This window comes from Oryzibacillus soli (genome assembly GCF_051594765.1).
Taxonomy (GTDB): Bacteria; Bacillota; Bacilli; order Paenibacillales; family NBRC-103111; genus Paenibacillus_AR.
On record NZ_JBPPGJ010000010.1, the window covers coordinates 1 to 19,648 of the forward strand.

17 protein-coding genes are annotated in these 19,648 nt (G+C 58.8%); 8 read left to right on the top strand and 9 right to left on the bottom strand.

Translation table 11 applies throughout. The annotated features are described in order from the left end of the window. Positions 1 to 602: 602 nt before the first annotated feature. From ACSEXW_RS14800 to ACSEXW_RS14810, 3 genes are read right to left on the bottom strand one after another with little or no spacing between them, the layout of a single operon-like run. Positions 603 to 2,165 (bottom strand): extracellular solute-binding protein, encoded by a 1,563-nt coding sequence (locus ACSEXW_RS14800; protein ID WP_438446947.1) that lies wholly within the window; start codon positions 2,163 to 2,165, stop codon positions 603 to 605. Between the two features lie 42 nt (positions 2,166 to 2,207). Continuing rightward, on the bottom strand, positions 2,208 to 3,086 hold the full coding sequence (locus ACSEXW_RS14805; RefSeq protein WP_438446948.1) for a carbohydrate ABC transporter permease: 879 nt from the start codon (positions 3,084 to 3,086) through the stop codon (positions 2,208 to 2,210). Between the two features lie 18 nt (positions 3,087 to 3,104). After that, the gene (locus ACSEXW_RS14810; protein ID WP_438447154.1) at positions 3,105 to 4,010 is read right to left on the bottom strand and encodes an ABC transporter permease; all 906 of its coding nucleotides are present in this window, start codon (positions 4,008 to 4,010) and stop codon (positions 3,105 to 3,107) included. Positions 4,011 to 4,532: 522 nt separating this feature from the next. Here ACSEXW_RS14810 and ACSEXW_RS14815 point away from each other — a divergent pair. After that, a complete protein-coding gene (locus ACSEXW_RS14815; RefSeq protein ID WP_438446949.1) occupies positions 4,533 to 5,990 on the top strand; it encodes a stalk domain-containing protein in 1,458 nt (485 codons plus the stop codon). 91 nt (positions 5,991 to 6,081) lie between these two features. Here ACSEXW_RS14815 and ACSEXW_RS14820 read toward each other — a convergent pair whose 3' ends face one another. From ACSEXW_RS14820 to ACSEXW_RS14840, 5 genes are all read right to left on the bottom strand, one after another. Further along, positions 6,082 to 6,921 (bottom strand): DUF2268 domain-containing putative Zn-dependent protease, encoded by an 840-nt coding sequence (locus ACSEXW_RS14820; RefSeq protein WP_438446950.1) that lies wholly within the window; start codon positions 6,919 to 6,921, stop codon positions 6,082 to 6,084. A 150-nt stretch (positions 6,922 to 7,071) separates the two neighbouring features. After that, positions 7,072 to 7,671, bottom strand: coding sequence for an NADPH-dependent F420 reductase (locus ACSEXW_RS14825; RefSeq protein WP_438446951.1), 600 nt, complete (start codon positions 7,669 to 7,671; stop codon positions 7,072 to 7,074). Beyond that, positions 7,668 to 7,937: a MerR family transcriptional regulator gene (locus tag ACSEXW_RS14830; protein WP_438446952.1), complete on the bottom strand. Its 270-nt coding sequence runs from the start codon at positions 7,935 to 7,937 to the stop codon at positions 7,668 to 7,670. The genes ACSEXW_RS14825 and ACSEXW_RS14830 overlap by 4 nt, the downstream gene beginning before the upstream one ends. 16 nt (positions 7,938 to 7,953) lie before the next feature. After that, positions 7,954 to 8,076 carry a MerR family DNA-binding transcriptional regulator gene (locus ACSEXW_RS14835; RefSeq protein WP_438446953.1) on the bottom strand — a complete coding sequence of 41 codons (123 nt, stop codon included), beginning with the start codon at positions 8,074 to 8,076 and terminating at the stop codon, positions 7,954 to 7,956. Between the two features lie 146 nt (positions 8,077 to 8,222). After that, positions 8,223 to 8,570 (bottom strand): VOC family protein, encoded by a 348-nt coding sequence (locus ACSEXW_RS14840; RefSeq protein ID WP_438446954.1) that lies wholly within the window; start codon positions 8,568 to 8,570, stop codon positions 8,223 to 8,225. Between the two features lie 282 nt (positions 8,571 to 8,852). Between ACSEXW_RS14840 and ACSEXW_RS14845 the strand changes: the two genes are divergently transcribed. The 7 genes from ACSEXW_RS14845 to speD all read left to right on the top strand — a co-directional run bounded on the left by ACSEXW_RS14845 (position 8,853) and on the right by speD (position 18,570). Then, the gene (locus tag ACSEXW_RS14845) at positions 8,853 to 10,469 is read left to right on the top strand and encodes an extracellular solute-binding protein (RefSeq protein WP_438446955.1); all 1,617 of its coding nucleotides are present in this window, start codon (positions 8,853 to 8,855) and stop codon (positions 10,467 to 10,469) included. Positions 10,470 to 10,561: 92 nt separating this feature from the next. Further along, positions 10,562 to 11,464, top strand: coding sequence for an ABC transporter permease (locus tag ACSEXW_RS14850; RefSeq protein ID WP_438446956.1), 903 nt, complete (start codon positions 10,562 to 10,564; stop codon positions 11,462 to 11,464). Between the two features lie 58 nt (positions 11,465 to 11,522). Next, positions 11,523 to 12,395, top strand: coding sequence for a carbohydrate ABC transporter permease (locus ACSEXW_RS14855; protein WP_438446957.1), 873 nt, complete (start codon positions 11,523 to 11,525; stop codon positions 12,393 to 12,395). Positions 12,396 to 12,431: 36 nt separating this feature from the next. After that, positions 12,432 to 14,141, top strand: a complete 1,710-nt coding sequence (locus ACSEXW_RS14860; protein ID WP_438446958.1) for a DUF8769 domain-containing protein — start codon at positions 12,432 to 12,434, stop codon at positions 14,139 to 14,141. After that, on the top strand, positions 14,131 to 15,345 hold the full coding sequence (locus tag ACSEXW_RS14865; protein WP_438446959.1) for an MFS transporter: 1,215 nt from the start codon (positions 14,131 to 14,133) through the stop codon (positions 15,343 to 15,345). The genes ACSEXW_RS14860 and ACSEXW_RS14865 overlap by 11 nt, the downstream gene beginning before the upstream one ends. Before the next feature lie 44 nt (positions 15,346 to 15,389). Next, the gene (locus ACSEXW_RS14870) at positions 15,390 to 17,630 is read left to right on the top strand and encodes a helix-turn-helix domain-containing protein (RefSeq protein WP_438446960.1); all 2,241 of its coding nucleotides are present in this window, start codon (positions 15,390 to 15,392) and stop codon (positions 17,628 to 17,630) included. A gap of 130 nt (positions 17,631 to 17,760) precedes the next feature. After that, complete coding sequence (gene speD, locus ACSEXW_RS14875; RefSeq protein WP_438446961.1) at positions 17,761 to 18,570, top strand: adenosylmethionine decarboxylase; 810 nt, start codon at positions 17,761 to 17,763, stop codon at positions 18,568 to 18,570. A gap of 171 nt (positions 18,571 to 18,741) precedes the next feature. Here speD and ACSEXW_RS14880 read toward each other — a convergent pair whose 3' ends face one another. Continuing rightward, complete coding sequence (locus ACSEXW_RS14880; protein ID WP_438446962.1) at positions 18,742 to 19,599, bottom strand: aldo/keto reductase; 858 nt, start codon at positions 19,597 to 19,599, stop codon at positions 18,742 to 18,744. Between the last annotated feature and the right edge of the window lie 49 nt (positions 19,600 to 19,648).

Here is a 19,648-nt window from a genome sequence, read left to right on the forward strand (position 1 = left end):
CCGCTCGTTCGCGCCTACGGCCAAGCGCCAGGACAGCCAGCGGCAATTCTGCCGCCGATTGCCCTCCTCGCGCCCGCCCACTCGGCCTCGCCGTCCACCAGCGGCATATTTGCCGCTCTTTCGTGCCTACGGCTGGGCGCCGGGACAGCCAGCGGCAATTCTGCCGCCGATGGCCCTCCTCACGCCCGCCCACTCAGCCTCGCCGTCCACCAGCGGCATATTTGCCGCTCGTTCGCGCCTACGGCCAAGCGCCAGGACAGCCAGCGGCAATTCTGCCGCCGATTGCCCTCCTCGCGCCCGCCCACTCGGCCTCGCCGTCCACCAGCGGCATATTTGCCGCTCGTTCGCGCCTACGGCTGGGCGCCGGGACAGCCAGCGGCAATTCTGCCGCCGATTGCCCCCACGCGCGCCCGCCTACTCGGCCTTCCCTCCACCAGCGGCATATTTGCCGCTCGTTCGCCTCTCCGGCTGGCCACCGGGACAGCCAGCGGCAATTCTGCCGCCGATTGCCCTCCTCGTGCCCGCCCACTTGCCCTCCACCCAGCTGCTTGCCCGCCACGCACCAAGGGGAGCCCGCTTCACACGGACTCCCCAGCGGGCGCTTACTTGCTCGCTTTATATTGCTCGTTCAGCTCCTCGATGATCTTGTCGCCGCCGCCCTTGCGCCACTTGTCGACCTCCTTGTTGAAGCCGTCCTCATTGATGGTGCCGAGGATGAATTTGTACGTGGCGTCGGTGATGATCTTCTGCAGCTCCGTCCCCTTCTCCGCTTGAGTCGGAGACAGGAGAGAGGCGGCCGGGTTCATGACTGCGATGCTCTTGTTGTCGGCGATGGCGTCCAGCACCTCGGCCCACACCGGATCAGTCTGCTTCTGCTTCAGGAAGTTGAAGTTTGCGAAGTGCAGCACGTTGGACAGCGGATTGACCTCGTTGGTCTTCAGATCTGTCGCCTCCGGCAGGAACTCCATGGTGGCGTCATCCACCTTCTTGTAGTGGCGTCCCTCGATGCCCAAGCCCAGCAGGTTGTATGTCTCCGGCACCAGCAGCTTGTCGAAGAAGCCCAGAATCTGCTTCAGCTCCGCCTCGGTCTTCACGCTGGTCTTCGGGAACAGGTACAGGCTCGCCAGCCCTGTGCCGCCCCAGTTGCGGTAGCCCTTAGGCCCTTCGATGCGGTTGAAGATGCCGATCTTGCCGTTCGGGTTGATCTTCGTCAGCTTCTCCTGCCGTGCGAAGATATTCCCGAGCATCATGCCTCCCTTGCCGTTCAGGAATTTCTCCTCCTGTTGGGCCGGACTGGTAACGGTGAAGTCCTGGTTGATCAGCTTCTCGTCATACAGCTTCTTCATGTACTTCAAGGCATCCATATACTCCTTGTACATGAAGTCCGGCTTCAGCTTGCCGCTCTCGTCGATGCCCCACTCATGAGGCGTCCCGTGCCACATGGCGATTTCCTTGAAGGCGCTGTATGGCAGCTCGTTCCGGTCCACCGCCCCGTAGGTGTCGGCCACTCCATTGCCGTCCGGGTCGTTATAGGTGAACGCCTTCAGCACCTCGTACAGCTCGTTCAGGTTGGTCGGCTCCTTCAGCCCCAGCTTGTCGAGCCAGTCCTTCCGGTATTGGGTGCCCTGGCGGGAGATGTCGATCTCGTAGAAGAGGCTGTACAGCTTGCCGTAATACTTGGTGGACTCCAGAATCTTAGGGTCCATATATTTTGTCAGGTTGGGGTAGTCCTTCAGATAGGGACCGACCTCCCAGAACATGCCGGAGCGGATGGCGTTGACGACGGCGGTGTTTTTCATCTCGGTGTTGGGGACCTGGACGATCTTCGGCAGCGTGTTGGCCGCGATGGCCGTGGTCAGCTTATCCGTATAGACGTTGGCCGGCACCCAGGTAAAATCGATCTTGCTGTTCGTCTTCTCCTCCACCAGCTTTAGCACCGTATCCGTCGGCGGGTTGGCGCCGTAGAGCAGGGCCAGCATGGAGAGCTCCAGCTTCTTGCCGCTGTCGGCAGCCGCTGTGGCTGCGCCTTGGCTGGCTTGGGGCTGCGCGGAGGCGCCCCCTGCCGAAGAGTCCGTTCCGCCGCCGCAGCCGGCGAGGGTTCCTGCCACCAGGGTGGTGATGGTTACTGCCAGCATCTTTTTACGGTTGGGTATAAGAAATGTCATCTGGATATCCCCCTAATAGAAATGATTATACCATATTGTGATCTAGCCTTTGATGGACCCGAGCAGCGCTCCCTTGGCAAAATGCTTCTGCAGGAACGGATACACCGCCAGCACCGGAACCGTCGCTACGACGATGACTGCCATCTTGATAGTCTGCTCCGGAGGCGGGACATAATCCTGCGTCATCATCTCCGGATTGGAGGACAGGCCTGCCGCCATGATGACGATCTGGCGCAGCAGCACCTGGATGGGCCACTTCGCATAATCGTCCACGAACAGCACCGCCTGCATGAAGGTGTTCCAATAGCCCACCGCGTAGAACAGTCCTACGGAGGCCAGCACCGCCTTGGATAGCGGCAGCACGATGCGGACCAGGATGCCGATGTCGTTGCAGCCGTCGATCTTGGCGGATTCCTCGAGGCCGTCGGGCAGCCCCATGAAGAAGTTGCGCATGATGATCAGATTGAATGCGCTCACCGTACTCGGGATGATCATGGCGGCATAGGAGTCGATGAGCCCCAGCTGCTTCACGATCAGGAAGGACGGGATCATGCCGCCGTTGAACAGGATGGTGAAGACCACCAGGAACATGAGCACCCGCCGTCCTCCCAGGTCTTTGCGGGCCAGCCCGTAGGCCATACAGGAAGTGACGAGCATGCTGACCAGTGTGCCGACTACGGTAATGCCTACGGTGACCCACAGGCTCCGGAACACGGTGTTGGTGCTGAAGATGAAGCGGTACGCCTCCAGGCTGAAGGCGGTGGGGAAGAGCATGAAGGTCTTGCGGACGTATTCCTCGGGAGTGGCGAACGACACGGCGATCACGTGGATGAACGGAATGACGGTCACCAGCCCGATGACGGACAGCAAGAGCAGATTGACGGCTTCAAAGAGCCGTCCGGACAGTGTGCGGTGCTCCACAACGGGTTCCTCCTTCCATCAATAGATGCCTTCCTCGCCGAACCACTTGGCCAGCCGGTTGGCGATCAGCACCATCACGAAGCCGACAACGGACTTGAAGAGCCCGATGGCCGTGCTGTAGCTGAATTGCCCCTGCTTCAGGCCGGTGGTGTAGACATAGGTGTCGAAGATCTCGGCCACCTCCCGGTTCATGGAGTTCAGCATCAGGAAGATGTGGTCGAAGCCCAGCTCCAGCACCGAGCCCACCTTCAGAATCAGGAGCATCACGATGACACCCCGGATGCCGGGCAGAGTCACGTGCCACAGTTGGCGGAACCGTCCGGCCCCGTCCATGCGGGCGGCCTCGTAGAGCTGGGTGTCGATGCCCGCCATGGCGGCCAGATACAGGATGGTGCCCCAGCCGGCTTCTTTCCAGATGATCTGGATGATGTAGATGGGACGGAACCAGATGTCGCTGGCCAAGAAGTTGACGGGCGTCCCGCCGAAGGATTGGATGATGCTGTTGACCAGCCCGCCCTCCGGGGTCAGGAGAATGAAGCTCAGCGCGACGACGATGACCCAGGACAGGAAGTACGGGACGTACACCATGGTCTGGATGGTCCGCTTGAAGACGGCTTGGCGCACCTCGTTCAGCATCAGGGCCAGCACGATGGGGATCGGGAAGACGAAGATCAGGTTCAGGCCGAAGAGAATCAGAGTGTTCTTGAACAGCATCCAAAAGGTCGGCTCCGAGAAGAACCTCTCGAAGTGCTTCCATCCCACCCACGGGCTGCCCGAGATCCCTCGGAAGGGCAGGTAATCCTGGAAGGAGATGATGAGCCCCCAGATAGGCACGTACTTGAACAGTAGGAAATATAAGAGGCCGGGCGAGATCAACAGGTACAAGTACCGGTTGCGGATGGCGGCCTTCAGCCAGCCGGGCAGGCTGCTCCGCTTGACGGAGACCCCGCTACCGGTTGGCGCGGTGAGCTTGCTGACAGACAAATTCGGTTCCTCCTCCCCAATCGGGGTGACGTGCGAAGGGGATGCGCATCCCTTACGACATCAAGGTAACCTGCCCCGGGCCTTCCCGGCTACAATCACTTTGCCAGCGGGCGGTGCGCCGCCCCGGATTATCGCGCAAATCCAGGCGCCGCAAGGGCCCGCGGGGATGATAATCACATTCGCGGATCATGGGACGATGGGAATGACACCTGATGGCAACGCCAAAAAGCCGCCTTCCACGGAGTGGAGGAGCTTTTAAACGGGCTTCAGTCAGATGCCCTTCATCCTACATTGCATTCGAAATAACATTGTCCAATTCCCGATATAAGGTGGTAGAATAAAGAAAAAAATAATAATATTTGCAACTCGAGAATGTGGGAGGTCATCTAAGTGCTCTTCATGAAGAAATTGTCATCTTTTCTACTTGTATTTCTACTCTCTATCAGCTTGAGCAGCCAGGCTATGGCGGAGCCTCCGCAAGTGACTCCTAACGGATGGTTCGCCATAGGATCAGACGGAATTGCCGTCAAATCCGATGGAACCGTATGGGCATGGGGAGGCAACCAATCCGGACAATTAGGAAATGGCGAAGGGGGAAAGGATGCGGCACCATCGTGGGTACCCACTCAAGTTAAGGGTCTATCTGAAGTTAGCGCCGTTGCCTCAGGCCAAGGGTTTTCCCTTGCCTTGAAGAAGGATGGTACGGTGTGGGCTTGGGGAAGCAACAGCAGCGGCATCATCGGGGACGGGACTCAGACGGAGTATAGTGCGGGTAAACACGAAGTGATCCATAACGAAGACCGCTATCTCCCGGTGCAAGTGAAGGGAGTAACGGATGTTGCCGCAATCGCCGCAGATTGGACCAAGTGTTACGCTGTCAAGAAGGACGGAACCCTCTGGGCATGGGGTGGCCTCTATTACAAAAAAAGCGACGGCACCTATGGAAACTACAGGACCCCTATCCAACTGAAGGGGTTTGACGGGATAATCTCCGTCTCTCTCGGCTGGGGGAATATGATTGCCCTGAAGAAGGACGGCACCGTGTGGACCCTATCCTCCGGCAAGGCAACCCCCATCGACGGCATCACGGACATGACCCAGATCGCTGCGGGCGGAGCCTACTCCTACGGTCTAAAGCAGGACGGCACCGTGTGGCAATGGGGCTCGAATGGTATTGGCAAGGTGGATGGTCAAGATACCTCCGACCATTCAGCACTCCGACAGCTTGAAGGGATCTCCGATGTCGCATCCCTGAAGGCAAGCGCCGGCGGCCCCTTGATGCTCAAACGCGACGGAACGGTATGGGCAAGTGGAAGAAACAACGGTGGCCAGCTTGGGATCGGTTCTTATGAGAATAGCGATATTCCAGTACAAGTCAAGGGGCTGATCCGGGTGAAAGAAATCAACGCATCGGGAATTTCTTTTACCTCCATGGCCATTAAGGACGATCACACGTTATGGTCTTGGGGCCATGGCCCTGTCGGTGATGGAACCGAATGGTACCGAACGGTTCCGACGTGGATTAAGAGCTATGAATCCGAGGTTCTGCAAGAGGACCAGATCCGGGTCAACCTTGACGGCCGTGTCTTAAAGTTCGATCAACCGCCTGTGATTGTGGATGACACCACTATGATACCACTCCGCAAAATATTTGAAGAGATGGGTGCCAGCATCGAATGGAATTCCGATACTTCCACCGTATCCGCAACACGAGGTGAGACCATCATCAGGCTCACAGAGGGAAGCAAGGAAGCGTACCTTAATGGGGCAAGCATTTCCTTACGTACTGCCCCTGTGATCGTGAATGGAAGCACCCTGGTCCCGGCCCGGTTTATCGCGGAGTCTCTCGGCGCCATAGTAAGCTGGGAAGAAGCCTCGCTGACGGTGTTTATTAAGACAGGCGATTCACACCGCCGTTAACTCTAAGTTTCTTAGCATATAAACAAGAAATGGGGGAACCTTGGAATGTCGGTTCCCCCATCAATTGAAGATCCTTCTACAAGCTGGTTCTCTATCCCCCGTACCTGCTGCCTTCCAATATTTCTCTAGGATGCACCGCTATCAGTTCCGCAAGCGTGACTTCAGGATGCAGCTCCAAATAACGGTTCACCACGAGATGCCCGAAGATATAGCCTACACACCATGGAAGTCCCCGCATTTCATCTCCGAACATATAGGCGTTGAAATCCTTCCGGTCCGTGCTGTGCAGGATCGGCTTCATTTTCTCCCATAACTCCGTTTCTTCGCTCCCGGTTAACGTCCTAAGCCATGGCGGCTCTAAATGAGGAAACAGACTCTTTGCAAAGGCATCCGCTTGTCCCTCATTGATCATATATTCCAGAAAGCTCCCCTCTAATCCTCCATTCAACACATACCAATGGTGCCCCCAAACGCTGTGGTGGTACTCATGGGCGAATACGTACGGAATCCAATGCTCCCAATTCTCTGCCAGCGGATTGACTTGGAGCAGGATATTTCCAAATACGCATGCACCCACCACTCCATTTTGGCGCTCCCTCACCTTCGCATCCGTATTGGGGTATATCGCCACGGTGATGGGGTCGTCATCGTCCTTCGGCAGCTCACGGCTTATTCTTTCGAACTCGCTCTTCAGATCCTCCACATGAATTTGCGCCAGCAGCGGAAGCTGCTGCTCCAGTTGACCGATATCCTCAACCCTGACAGGCTTCATGAAGCTCTGGTCAAATGGCGCCCATTGGGAAATGCGGTCCCAATAGGGTTGAATCATATAGCTGTCCCATAACCATTGGGAATCCCGATTCATCCCAGCCTTCATCTCTTTCACATACTTCAACGCATTGTCATACGGACAGATGATTTCAATGTCCATACTACGCCTCCCCAGTTCCATCTATAGCCAGTATCCAACAAGTACTCCGGGATAAACAGATAAAAAACCGCTTTAGCCGATTTCCCGCCAAAATAAAAAGCCGCCGTCTCTAACACGGCAGCCTTACTATGACCTCTAACCCCATTGCTCCTAACGTCTAAGGATGCTCAGTCCGTATTCCCGCCCGAAGACCGGAGCAAAAATCCTCCACAAGGTCCCATTGGCCGTCTCCAACGCGGTCATTTCATCGGGGCCGCCTACGTCGATGGGATCCAGCCCCAGCTCGGTGATCAACCGGGCCACCGTCTCTACTGCTGCGGAATCATCCCCATACAAGAAGGCCGCCGCTGTGCCCCCTTCATAATGCGGGTTCGCCAGCACTTCCCAAGGCATGGTGTGGAAGGCGCGGACGATCCGGGCATTCTTGGCTAGACGCCGGACCTCCGCATCCGCGGATTGGCCGTCGTACCGGTTGGTGCAGTTGATCAGGATCCTGCCACCCAGATCCCCAGCCTCGGCCAGTGCGTGCTCCACCCCGTCAGGCGGAACAGCCAGCAGGATGACGTCTCCGAAGGCTGCGGCCTCCCGGATGGTTCCGGCCTGTGCGTCATGGCCCGCATCCTGCAGCAAGTCCTTCATCTTCCGGCTATGTGGATCCCGGGATCCGAACATGACGCTGTGTCCAAGTGCGGCCCATCTTTTCCCCAAGGTCCCCCCTATATTGCCCGAACCCATCGAAGCGATCTTCATGTTGGCGCTGCCTCCTTTTCCAAGATCCTGTTATAGAAATCCAGCTTTTCCTTCGTCTCGCCGATAATGCCCGCCAGCGCTGCGTATTGCGCCTCCATTCGGTTCAGATGCCCGGTAAGAATGTGTACCCGTTCCGCGATCCCCCTTCGGTCCTCGCCGCTAAGCGGGGAAGGGGCATTCGCGAAGCATTTACCCTCCTGCAGAAACACCTTCATCTCCTCCAGCGACAGCCCCGTCTTCTTCAGACAGTGCAGGGAAGACAGCATTCGAACGTCATCCTCACTATAGGACCTTATCCCCCCCCGGCCCTCTCGCAATCGATTTCATCAAACCGATCTTCTCGTAATACCGCACGGTATCGATGCTGAAGCCCGCCAGCTTCGCCGCTTGCCCGATGGAATACATCCCTTCTCGCCTCCTTTATGGTTATTCTAGGGGGATGGAGCCGACTCCAGGTCAACACCTTTTTTGCAAAAAAAAAGGAAGCATCTGCCGTGGCAGTCTGCTCCCTGATTCATTCAACTCCCGTTATTCCGTATGGGTACGGCTCATTATTTCTCCCACAGCTCGACCAGCCGGCCGTCCGGATCCCGAATCCAGATGAACTTCCCGTATTCACTGCTCTCTTGTTCCTTCGCCAGGGGGACCCCCATCCGTTCCAGATGCTGCATCGTCTCCTCCAGACTATGCACCTGGAAGTTTAACATGACTTGCTGCTCAGCGGGAAAATATCGGTCATTCTCGGCAAACAACGAGAAGATTGTCTCATGCTCAGCCGGGGACTGGATGACCGTTCCGTTCCAATCCCCGATATCCAATTGCAACACGTCGCGGTACCACTTCTTGGTCCCTTCAAGATCCTTCGTTCTCCAGAATACGCCACCGAAGCCTTTGATCATCGTTTCCAACTCCTTCTGCGAATCCATTTATGGTTCTGATTGCAGTACCTATTCGAGATCAACCCGATCATTCCTGCATATTGAAAATCGTTTATCCCTACGAATTCGGTTTATTATGTTATAATATCTAACACAAAATCCTGTTATCCCCCCATCCGAAAATGGTTTATTGTGCGATTGAATCAATCCACGTAATAATAACTCACATGAGACGCCGACGAAGATGTCCAATGTCTCCCGGCACCATAACTCTAACTACGGAAAGGCTAAGGTGATGTGAGTATGAGACAAAGACAGTCAAAAGGATGGGCCGCTCCGGCAATAGCAGCTACGCTGGCCTCCGCCTTCCTATTATCCGCCTGCTCCTCCACAACCGAAACGTCTTCAGGTTCCACCCCGGGCTCCTCGGCGGCTTCGGCGCCCTCTAACCTGAAGGTCGAAATCTTCGACCGGGGCAACTCCCCTGCGGGCTACACCATCACGGACAGCTACCTGACCCGGTTGGTTAAGGAACGCTTCGGCAAGCCGAACAATATAGACGTCCAATTCGTCCCCGTCCCCCGCTCTGAAGAAGTACAGAAGCTAAACGTGCTGATGGCCAGCCAGAGCGAGGTGCCGGACATTGTCTTCACGTATGACTCAGGAACCTTCAACCGGTACGCGGAGCAGGGCGGGCTGACGGACCTGACCGGTCTGGTGGACAAATATGCGCCGAATCTGAAGAAGTTCCTCGGAGAGGAGACTCTGGCTTACGGCCAGTATAAAGGAAAGCAGTTCGCCATTCCGGGCAAGCGGCTGGTGCTGGGTAAATACGCGGGCTATGTCCGCCAGGATTGGCTGGATAAGCTGGGCCTGCCGGTTCCGCAAACCACCGACGATCTCTATAAGACCTTGAAGGCCTTCAAGGAAAAGGATCCGGGCGGCACAGGGGGCAAGCTGATCCCCTTCGGCATGAGCTTGGCCGCGGCCCAGTATGATCCGGTTATATGGTCCTTCATCAAGCCGGTCACGGAAGAGCAGCGGTACACGCTGACCCAGAAGCTGGGCTCCAGCGATTACCCGACCCTGCTCCCGGGCTTCAAGGATTCGCTGAAGTTCCTGAACAAGCTGTACAACGAGGGCTTGGTGAGCAAGGACTTCGGCCTCGACAAGGATAAGAAGCAGCTGTGGCAGAGCATGCAGAACGGCTTGGTCGGCTTCTACACCGAGGACGCCGGTGAGCTGTACTTCACCGCCAACGGCGGCTATGAGAATCTTCAGGCCAACGTGCCGGGCGCCGTCATGACGCCGGTGGATGCCTTCACCAACTCGGAGGGCAAGCATGCCAAGCCGGAATACGCCCCCAACGCCATGTACGTGATGATCCCCAAGTCCAGCAAAAACGTGGAGAACGCGTTGAAATATCTGGATTGGATGGCCTCCGGCAGCAATCTGTTCGATATTCAATACGGCATCCAGAACGAGAACTACACCTTGGAGGACGGCGTGCCGGTCGTGAAGGCCGATGCCACCAAGGAAGCCAAGGACCGCATCTATAACTTCGGCGATATCGCCATCATCGTCAACGGCAAGTTCGTCGGGGACGCAGCCAAAAATGAAGCGGCCTATATTGCACAGACGCCGAAGAAGTATCAGGCGGATATGAAGAAATCCGTCGTCATCTCCAACACCGACACCATCAAGCCGGTGCGCTTCGACCGTCCGATCGCCGCCGAAGCCAAGTACGGCACGGCTCTGACCGACAAGTACCAAGAGATGATCGTCAAGCTGTCCATGGTGAAGCCGGAGCAGTTCGACAGCACCTTCGACACCATGATGAAGGACTATATGGCCAGCGGCGGCCAAGCCATTCAAGAGGAGCGGACCGCAGCCTATAAGGAAATGACCGGCAAGAAGTAATAAACCGCTGCATTCCGGCACGGGCGGCCGGCGGGTGCCTGGCGCATCCCGCCGTTCGCTGCAGGCGGATCCGTATAAGGAGTGTGAAGACCGTGAGCAACCTCGTTTATCTGCGCAGACACTGGCAGCTGTATCTCTTCTTGATCGTGCCGCTTCTCTATTTCATCGTCTTCCGGTATGGCCCCATGTACGGGGTGCAGATCGCCTTCAAGGACTTCAACTTCTTCCAAGGCATCTCCGGAAGCCAATGGGTGGGTATGGACATCTTCCGGGAGGTATTCCGGAACCACAACTTTTTCCAAGCCCTACGCAATACGCTGATGCTGAACGCCCTGGATCTGATCGTCTCCTTCCCGGCCCCGCTGCTGTTGGCCATTATGCTTCATGAGCTGCGGGTGCTCTGGTTCAAGAAGGTGGCGCAGACCATTCTTTATATCCCCCACTTCATCTCCTGGGTCATCATCGGCGGCATCGTACTCCAGGTATTCGGCACCCAGTCCGGATTCATCAACAACCTGCTGACCTCCCTGGGCATGGAGCCCATTCCCTTCTTGACCCAAAAGGGGGATTGGCTCCTGACCTACCTGTCTGTGGGCGTGTGGCAGAGCGCAGGCTGGGGCACCATTCTGTACCTGGCAGCCCTGACCGGCATCAACAAGGAGCTGTACGAGGCCGCCGATGTGGATGGGGCCGGGCGGTTCCGCAAGATCTGGCACATCTCCCTGCCGGGCATCCGGAGCACCATCGTCACTCTGCTCGTCATCAACCTGGGCAATATGATCACCATCGGCTTCGACCGCCCCTTCATCATCGGGAACGTGGCCGTCCGGGAATACTCCGAGGTGCTCAGCACCTTCGTCTACCGGGTCGGCATCCAATCCGGCCAGATCTCCCTGGCCACGGCCGTCGGCCTCTTCCAGGCCGTTGTGGGCCTGGTATTCCTCCTGGGCGCCAACTATACGTCCAAGCGGTTGACCGACGAGAGCATTCTCTAACAGGATCCATTCCATCCCACGATCATTCATCGTGACCGACGCAAGGGGGAAACTTAAAATGAAGGAGCGCACCTCCGCACGATTGTTCGACACCGTCAATATCCTTCTGATCGCGGGCGTCGTCATCCTTTGTCTGGCGCCGTTCATCCATATCGCAGCCATCTCGCTCAGCTCCAGCCGCCCCATCGCCGCCGGGCTGGTGACCTTCCTGCCGAAGGAGCTGACCTTCGAGGCTTACGGGCAGGTCTTCACGGATTCCTCCATGGTCCGGTCCCTGGGCTTCACCGTCACGCTGACACTGCTGGCTACAGCGCTCTGTATGCTTATGACCATCGGTATCGCATATGCCTTGTCCAAGAAGCATCTTCGCGGACGCAAAGGCTTCATGTTCATCATCATCGTCACCATGTTCTTCAGCGGGGGCATGATTCCCGAGTACATTCTGATCAAGAACCTTCACCTGCTGGATTCCATCTGGGCGCTGGTGCTGCCCATCCTGATCAGCCCCTTCTACATGATCATTCTGATCTCGTTCTTCCAGAACATTCCCGACAGCCTGGAGGAGGCGGCGGAGATGGACGGCAGCAGCCACCTGGGCACCCTGGTGCGCATCGTCCTGCCGCTCTCCCTGCCGGTCCTGGCCACCCTGAGCCTGTTCTACGCCGTGGGCCGCTGGAACGGCTTCCAGGACGCCCTCATGTACATTAACAAACCGGCGCTGTATCCGCTACAATTGAAGCTGTATCAGATGATCCAGAACAATCAGGTCAGCGAGCTGATGCAGCAGGAGGGCGTCGGCATGAACAAGCTGATGCCCGAGAGCCTGAAGGCCGCCAGTGTCATGTTCTCCACCCTCCCGATCCTGGTGGTCTATCCCTTCCTCCAGCGCTACTTCATCAGCGGCATCATGGTAGGCGCAGTCAAGGGGTAAAGAATCAAGCGCAACCTAGAAGGAGTTGAACGCAGCATGATCACAATCAACCGGCTGTCCGACCGGCAGCGGTACCTGATTGAACAATCCATGGGCATGATGGATGCCCTGTACGACGATACCATAGGCCTTCTCCGCGACGAAGAGCGGGAAGGCCGACACAATACCCGCAGCAGCGCCCATTATGCCCTGGGCCTCCTGATCCGGGGCGGGCCCGGGGATCTGGAACGGGCTGACCGGGTGCTGCACCGGGTCATGGATATGCAATACCTCTGCCCGGAGGAGATCTACCACGGCACGTTCCGCGTCGCCCCTCAGGTTCCGGACCCGCCGGCGGGCAGCTTCCCCTGGAAGTCCTTCGCTCCCGGCTTCGCCTACTTCTGGAACGATACTCTGGAGAAGATCGCCAAGGAGCTGCACCCGGGACTGAACCGGCTGGTGGAACCGGCCGGCCTGAGCATGGAGGAGGTACGCGAGACTTTCCTTCAATCCGCTTATGCGGTCATTCCCCAGGTGTGGAGAGGCTTCGACCCCAACTGGCGGGAATTCATCGCCTGCACCTTCGCGGTCATCCTCGACGAATTCGAGGGGAAGCTGCGGCCGGAGACCCTCCGGCGGATGGAGAGCTCCATGACGGAGGCGGTCGGCGCCTCCATCGACCGGCGCCTCTCCGATGCCATCCCCATGAACTCCAACATCGAGCTCATGCATCTGTTCATCGTTCATTATTACGGGCACCGGCTCGGCAACCAGGAATGGCTGCAGCACTTGGACCGGACGCTGGACGCCTTCCTGGAGGAGTTCCGGGAATTCGGCTCCTTGGCCGAGTTCAACACGACCACCTATTACGGGGTGGACCTGACCGTTCTGGGCCTGTGGAGGGTCTACGGCCGGACGGAGGCGTTCCGGGAGGCCGGCAGTCTGGTCGAGCGGGGGCTGTGGACGGCCATCGCCGATTTTTACAACCCCCGTATGGAGAATCTGTCCGGTCCCTTCGCCCGCGCTTACGAGATGGAGATGACGGGGCACAGCTCCATCGGCGTCTTCCTCTACCTCTTGTTCGGGGACTCCCACAAGCACCTGGCGGGCATCAACTGCGAGACGAGCCATGACCCGCTAATCGCGCTGGCCGGCGTGCAGGTCCCACCCGAGCTGCTGTCCCGGCTCCGGGAGCACCAAGGGGACCGCCGGGTTGAATGGCGGTTCCGGGAGCTCTGCGAGCGGGATCACCGGCTGTCCAACCGCAACCTGTGCACCGCTGCGGCGTGGATCGGCGGCACCCGCATGATCGGTGCCATGTCCGGCAGCCGCAACACCAACGGCCAGATGCATCCGGCCACGATTCACTGGCTGGATGAGGCCGGCCGCAAGCATGAGCTGCGGCTGGTGCGCAGGGAGAAGGGCAAGAGCTGGAACAGCCACCTCCGGGGCATCCGCTTCGAGGCATCCGTGGAGCAGGACCGGCTGGACGTGGAGGTGCATCTGGACACGGAGACGGAGCTCGAAGTGTACTTCGACATCTCCGGTCCCGGATCGTCCGGCGCCGCCGTCACCCCGTCGGCCTGGTTCCTTCCCGGTCTCGCCTGCCAAGTGGAAGCCGATGCGCCGGAGCCGGTCATTCACCGGGCCGAGCCGGAGGACCGGCTGGAGATCATCTACCCGTACCACCCGGACGAGGGGAGCCGGGTGATGCATTTTACCCTTCGGATGGATCCGGAACGGGAGCGGAACGGCCATGCAGAGTGAGACGGCCGTGAAGCCTGCGGCAGCGGCGATTCCCTCGGCAGCGCGGATGGAGCTCTTCAAGCTCCGGCTCTTGTATTTGTTCACCGGCACGGCAGGCGGCCTGTTCAATCCCTATCTGACGACCCTCTTCGTTCACCAGGGCATTCCGGCCAACCTGGCCGGGGTTTACATGTCCATCGGCACCTTCCTGTCCATCATCGTCCAGCCGGTCTGGGGGATGCTGGTGGACCGGTACCGGAAGACCAAGACCGTGCTGCTCCTGGGTGTGGCGGTCCCCGGTTTTTTGTCGTTCTTCTATCATGTGGAGGCGGCCGCCGTCATTCTCATGGTCTACATGCTGTACATTGTCTTCCATGTCATCCAATCGCCGATCGCCGATTCCTATGCGGTCTCTGCCGCCAGCCGCGCGGGAACCTCCTACGGAACCATCCGGATGATGGGCAGTGTGGGCACGGCGCTGGGCGGGTATCTGGGCGGGCTCTATCTGTCCCGGTTCGGCATTCTGGAGCTGTGGCTGCCCTTCCTGATCCTGAGCCTGGCCGGCGCCTGCACCGTCCTGCTCCTGTCGGGAGAGACGGAGCGGAAGGCCTCCCCCATCACCCTGTCCGAGGGGCTGAAGGAGCTCTTAGGCAACCGGGTGTTCGTCGTCTTCCTGATCGCCTGCCTGTTCGTCAACCAGACCTTAACAGCCTATAATTCCTTCTTCGTGCTGGCCTTCAAAAGCGCCGGAGGCAGCTACTCCCTGGTCGGCACCGCCCTCCTGCTGGCGTCCATGACCAACCTTCCCACCATGCTGCTGGCGTCCAGAGTCGTCAACCGGCTGGGCCACGAGCGCACCCTGCTGCTGGCCGCCGTCTTCTACGCCTTGAGGTGGGCCATCCAATGGCTCTTCCCCGTTCCGGCCGTCATGATGGGCATCCAAATCCTGCACGGGCTCTCCTTCGGCCTGTTCTACGTGGCGGCGGTGGAATACGTGGCGGCGGTCTCCGGCAAGCGGATGCAGGCCACCGGCCAAAGCGTGTTCTACATGGTGTTCTCGGGAATGGGAGGCATCGTAGGCAACTTGCTGAACGGCTATTTGTACAACGCCGGAGGGGCGGCTGCCATGTATATGACCTGCACTTTCAGTGCGTTCATCGGGGCGGCTATGTTATATTGGATCCATAAAATGGGGCGGCCGGCCAAGCGCGGTCTTGCGGATTAGGGCAAGACAAGGCTTCGACCGGTTACAGAAAGGGGGAGGCGCTTGTGAAGCGGAATTGGAAATGGTCCGGAAGCATGATGTTCTCCTACCTTCCGGTCTTCATTCTGACCTTGTCCGTCGTCATCTTCCTCTCCTTCCTCGTCGTCGGTGAGCTCTCCCGGAGCCAGACCAAGAAGGCCAACCGGGTCTCCACCGGCTACGTGGTGGAAGCCGTGGAGAATGCGCTTCGGGATGTGGAGCTGTCTGTGCTGCAGGAGATGGAGACGAACCCGGACTACGACGATTATCTTAGCGGGGCCAGCGATGAAGGGGATCGGAGCAAGCTGTACCATACGGCCAACGAGATGAAGGGCATTCTGTACCGCAACCAGCTGGTGGAATCGGTCTATCTCTACCGCAAGCTGGACGGGCGGGTGCTCACCTTGAACGGCCTGGTTGCCTTGGATGTGTTCCCGGACCAATTGTGGGTCCGTTCGGCGCTGGCGGGAGCGCAGCCTCCCGGCTGGGGTCCGGCCCGGAGCCTGGTCGTGAACGCCTCCGACCCGCCGGTCAAGGCCATCAGCATGGCCAAGCCCCTGCCGCTGCCCTTCGGCTCCGAGGGGCTTCTGGCGCTGAACGTCAGCATGTATAAGCTCCAACGGCTGATCGACGGCATGACCGACAGCAAGGTTTCCTTCATGCGGGTGGTAAACGGCGGCGGCGACGTCCTCTATGCGGATCTCGAGGCCGGCGACACCCCCTCGGGAAAGGTGCTGACCCGGATTCGCTCCGAATCCACCGGATGGACCTTCGAGAGCGGAATCCGGGCCGGAGAGCTGTTCGCCTGGATGTCCGTCATCTCTTACGTGTGGATCCTGCTCGGCATCCTGGCTGTTGGCGCCGGTATCTTCTACATGACCTACGTCACCCGCCGCAATTACCGCCCGATCCGGGTCATGATGAACCGGATTCAAGCCCTGCAGCTGCGGGAGGACAGCCTGGACCGGGAGGCCCGGAACGAATTGCAGCTCATCGACCGGGCGCTGGAGACCCTGATCCGGCAGACCATGGAATACCAGGAGGAGCACGACGAGAATCTGCTGGTGCAGCGGCGCCGGCTATTCATGGACCTGATGGAGGGAGAGAGTCTCTCCCTGCTGCAGAGCCGGCTGGAGCGCCTTCGGCCATTCGGCGACGGAACGACGCATTATGTGTTTTTGGCCGTGGAGCTGAACCGGTACGAGGGCTTCCGGAGCAAGTACCCGGACCAGGAGCAGAATATGCTCAAGCTCACTCTCGTGAATCTGCTGCAGGAGCTGGCTGCGGAGGAAGGGCTGCAGGGCTGGGCCGAATGGATCAGCGGCAGCCGGATCGGCTTGATGGTCAGCTCCGAAGCGGATCTGCAGGAGCAGAAGGCAGGACTCCACCGGCTGGCGGGACGCTTCATGGCTTGGGTCGGCGATCATCTGGGCGTCTCCCTAACCATCGGCATCGGGCCTTGTGTCCGGGGGCTGGAGGCCCTTCCGGAGTCGGTCGGCGGGGCGGATGAAGCGCTGAAGCACAAGCTTTCTTCGGGGAGAGGGATGGTGGTGTCCAGTGATGACCTGCCCGCCCATGATTCGTTCCAATCCTACGCCTATCTGCAGCTGCTGGGTGAGATCGTGCGAAGGTTCCGCGTGGCGGATGACGGCTGGCGGCAGCTCTTGGAGGAGCTGTTCGTCCGGTTCACGGAGGAGCAGGTGAAGGATGAGGACATCCACATGATGCTCAGCATGCTGATCCAGATGCTGGACCGTGAGCTGGGACAGCTGTCGGAGGGCTTGAAGCGGGTTTTCGGCCTTCTCAGCCTGGAGGGCTATTACGGGGAGATCAAGACCGGCACCACTCTGGACGAGGTCCGCGAGGTGATGCTGAAGTGGCTGGCGGAGATCTACCGCATCTACGTATCCGTCAACGAATCGAAGAGCTATCGCGCCATGATCAGTGAGATGAGAGTCTACATCGAGGAGAACTTCGACAATCCGGACCTGTCCCTGAAGCACCTGAGCGACCGGTTCCAGATTTCCGACAAGTATGCCAGCTACCTGTTCAAGGAGGAATTCGACATGCGGTTCGTGGACTTCCTGGCCCAGCTGCGGATGCGGAGGGCGGAGCAGCTTCTCACCACCACCGAGGACAGCCTCCAGGATATTGCGGAGCAGGTGGGCTATGCCAACTCCATTAGCTTCGGACGGGTGTTCAAGCGGGTCGTCGGCATGACGCCGGGCGACTACCGCAAGCTGCGCGCTCTCCGCCAGGAGGCATGATCAGAGTCCGGAGCCTTCGGCCGTCAGGGCACCCCGACGTATGAACCCCTCCCCGCTAGGAAATAACTAGGGGGTAACGCGGACCGGCCCGAGCCGGCCGGCCGACACAGCCGTACAAGGGGGCGTTACCGTGAAAGGGACTCCGGACCAGCGGGTCACGCTGCATGGCTTCAATAACCTGACCAAAACCTTAAGCTATAATATGTACGATATCTGCTTCACCCGCTCGAAGGAGGAGCGCGAGGCTTATATCGCCTACATCGACGAGCAGTACAACGCCGACCGGCTCACCGCCATCCTGAAGCAGGTGGCCGATATGATCGGCGCCCATGTCCTGAATATCTCCAAGCAGGACTATGTGCCCCAAGGGGCCAGCGTCACCATGCTCGTATCCGAGGGGCCGGTGGTGGAGGTGCCGACGGAGTCCTACGAGGAATCTCCGGGGCCTTTGCCGGAGGCTGTGGTGCTGGCGCTGGACAAGAGCCACATCACTGTCCACACCTACCCGGAATTTCACCCCGACGAGGGGATCAGCACCTTCCGGGCGGATATCGACGTCTCCACCTGCGGAGAGATCTCCCCGCTCAAGACGCTGAACTTCCTGATCCACTCCTTCGATACGGACATCATGACCATCGACTACCGGGTCCGGGGCTTCACGCGAGATATCAGCGGGCATAAGCTCTTCATCGATCATGAGATCAGCTCGATCCAGAACTACATTCCCGACGAGATCAAGTCCCTGTACGACATGATCGACGTCAACGTGTACCAGGAGAACATCTTCCACACCAAGTGCAAGCTGAAGAAGTTCGACCTGAACAACTACCTCTTCGGCTACACGAAGGAGCGGCTCGCTCCCCCCGAGGCCGAGGAGATCACCGAGCGGGTCCGGATGGAGATGGACGAGATCTACTACGGCAAGAATATGTACGATTGATGCCAGGAGGCCCCCCATGGATATGTGGGGCCTTCCAGGTGTTAGAGTTGGGGGAGCGCGCCGCCGGACGCGGCTCCCCGCGCGGGGCTCAAGGCCACGGATGGCCTTCGTTCCATAGCAAGAAGCCCCGGGGCTTAATAGCTCCGGGGCTTCCCCATTTTCTCCGCATAACTAGCGGGTGACCCACTGGCCGGAATTCCAGCCCTGCGCCTTCCACTTCAGCACGTTCGGATTGGCCAGATGGATGATCTCCTTGAAGAACTCCAGCTGCTCCAGCTCGGTCATCGGCTTGAAGGCACGGGCAGCCGCCAGATTTTGCTCCAGCTGCTCCATGGACTCCATGCCGACGATGGCGGTGGAGATGGGCAGCGAGAAGGTATACTGCAGCGCCTTCTCATACCACGGGGCCAGAGCGCCCAGGGCCAGCAGCTTCATGCCCACGACGGCGACTCCCTTGGCGTTGGCCGCCGGCAGGAACTCATGGGCGAAGCTGTAGATCAGATGATCCATGGCCGATACCGCCACAAGGGCGCTGTCGAAGGGATAGCGCTCGATCGCCTCCAGCTGGACCCTCGGATCCGTATGGCCGCTGATGCTCAGGTGCTTGACGAGCCCCTGCTCCTTCGCCTCCAGCAGCGCCTCCATGGCTCCGCCCTTGGCGAAGATCTGGTCCACCTCGTCCATCGTCGTCACGTGATGCAGGCGCCACTCCTCCACATGATCCGTCTGCAGCCGCTTCAAGCTGCCCTCCAATAGACGCAGGGAGCCGTCGCGGGTGCGGTCATGAGTCTTGGTGGCAATCCACACCTGGTCGCGCCGCTTCCCGAAGGACTTGCCCAGCCGCTCCTCCGACTGGCCGTTGGAGTACTTCGGGGCCGTATCGAAGTATGTGATGCCTTCATCGATGGCACGATTCACGATGGCCATAGCTTCGTCCTCGGTGCATTGGTGCTCGTCCACAATACGCTGGGCGCCGAAGCTCAGAATAGGGAATTCGGCACCGGTTCGGCCGAATGGGCGTTTTTCCATAGTTGGTTCACCTCTCAGGGATATGTACAGCCTCATTAGTCATGTCCAA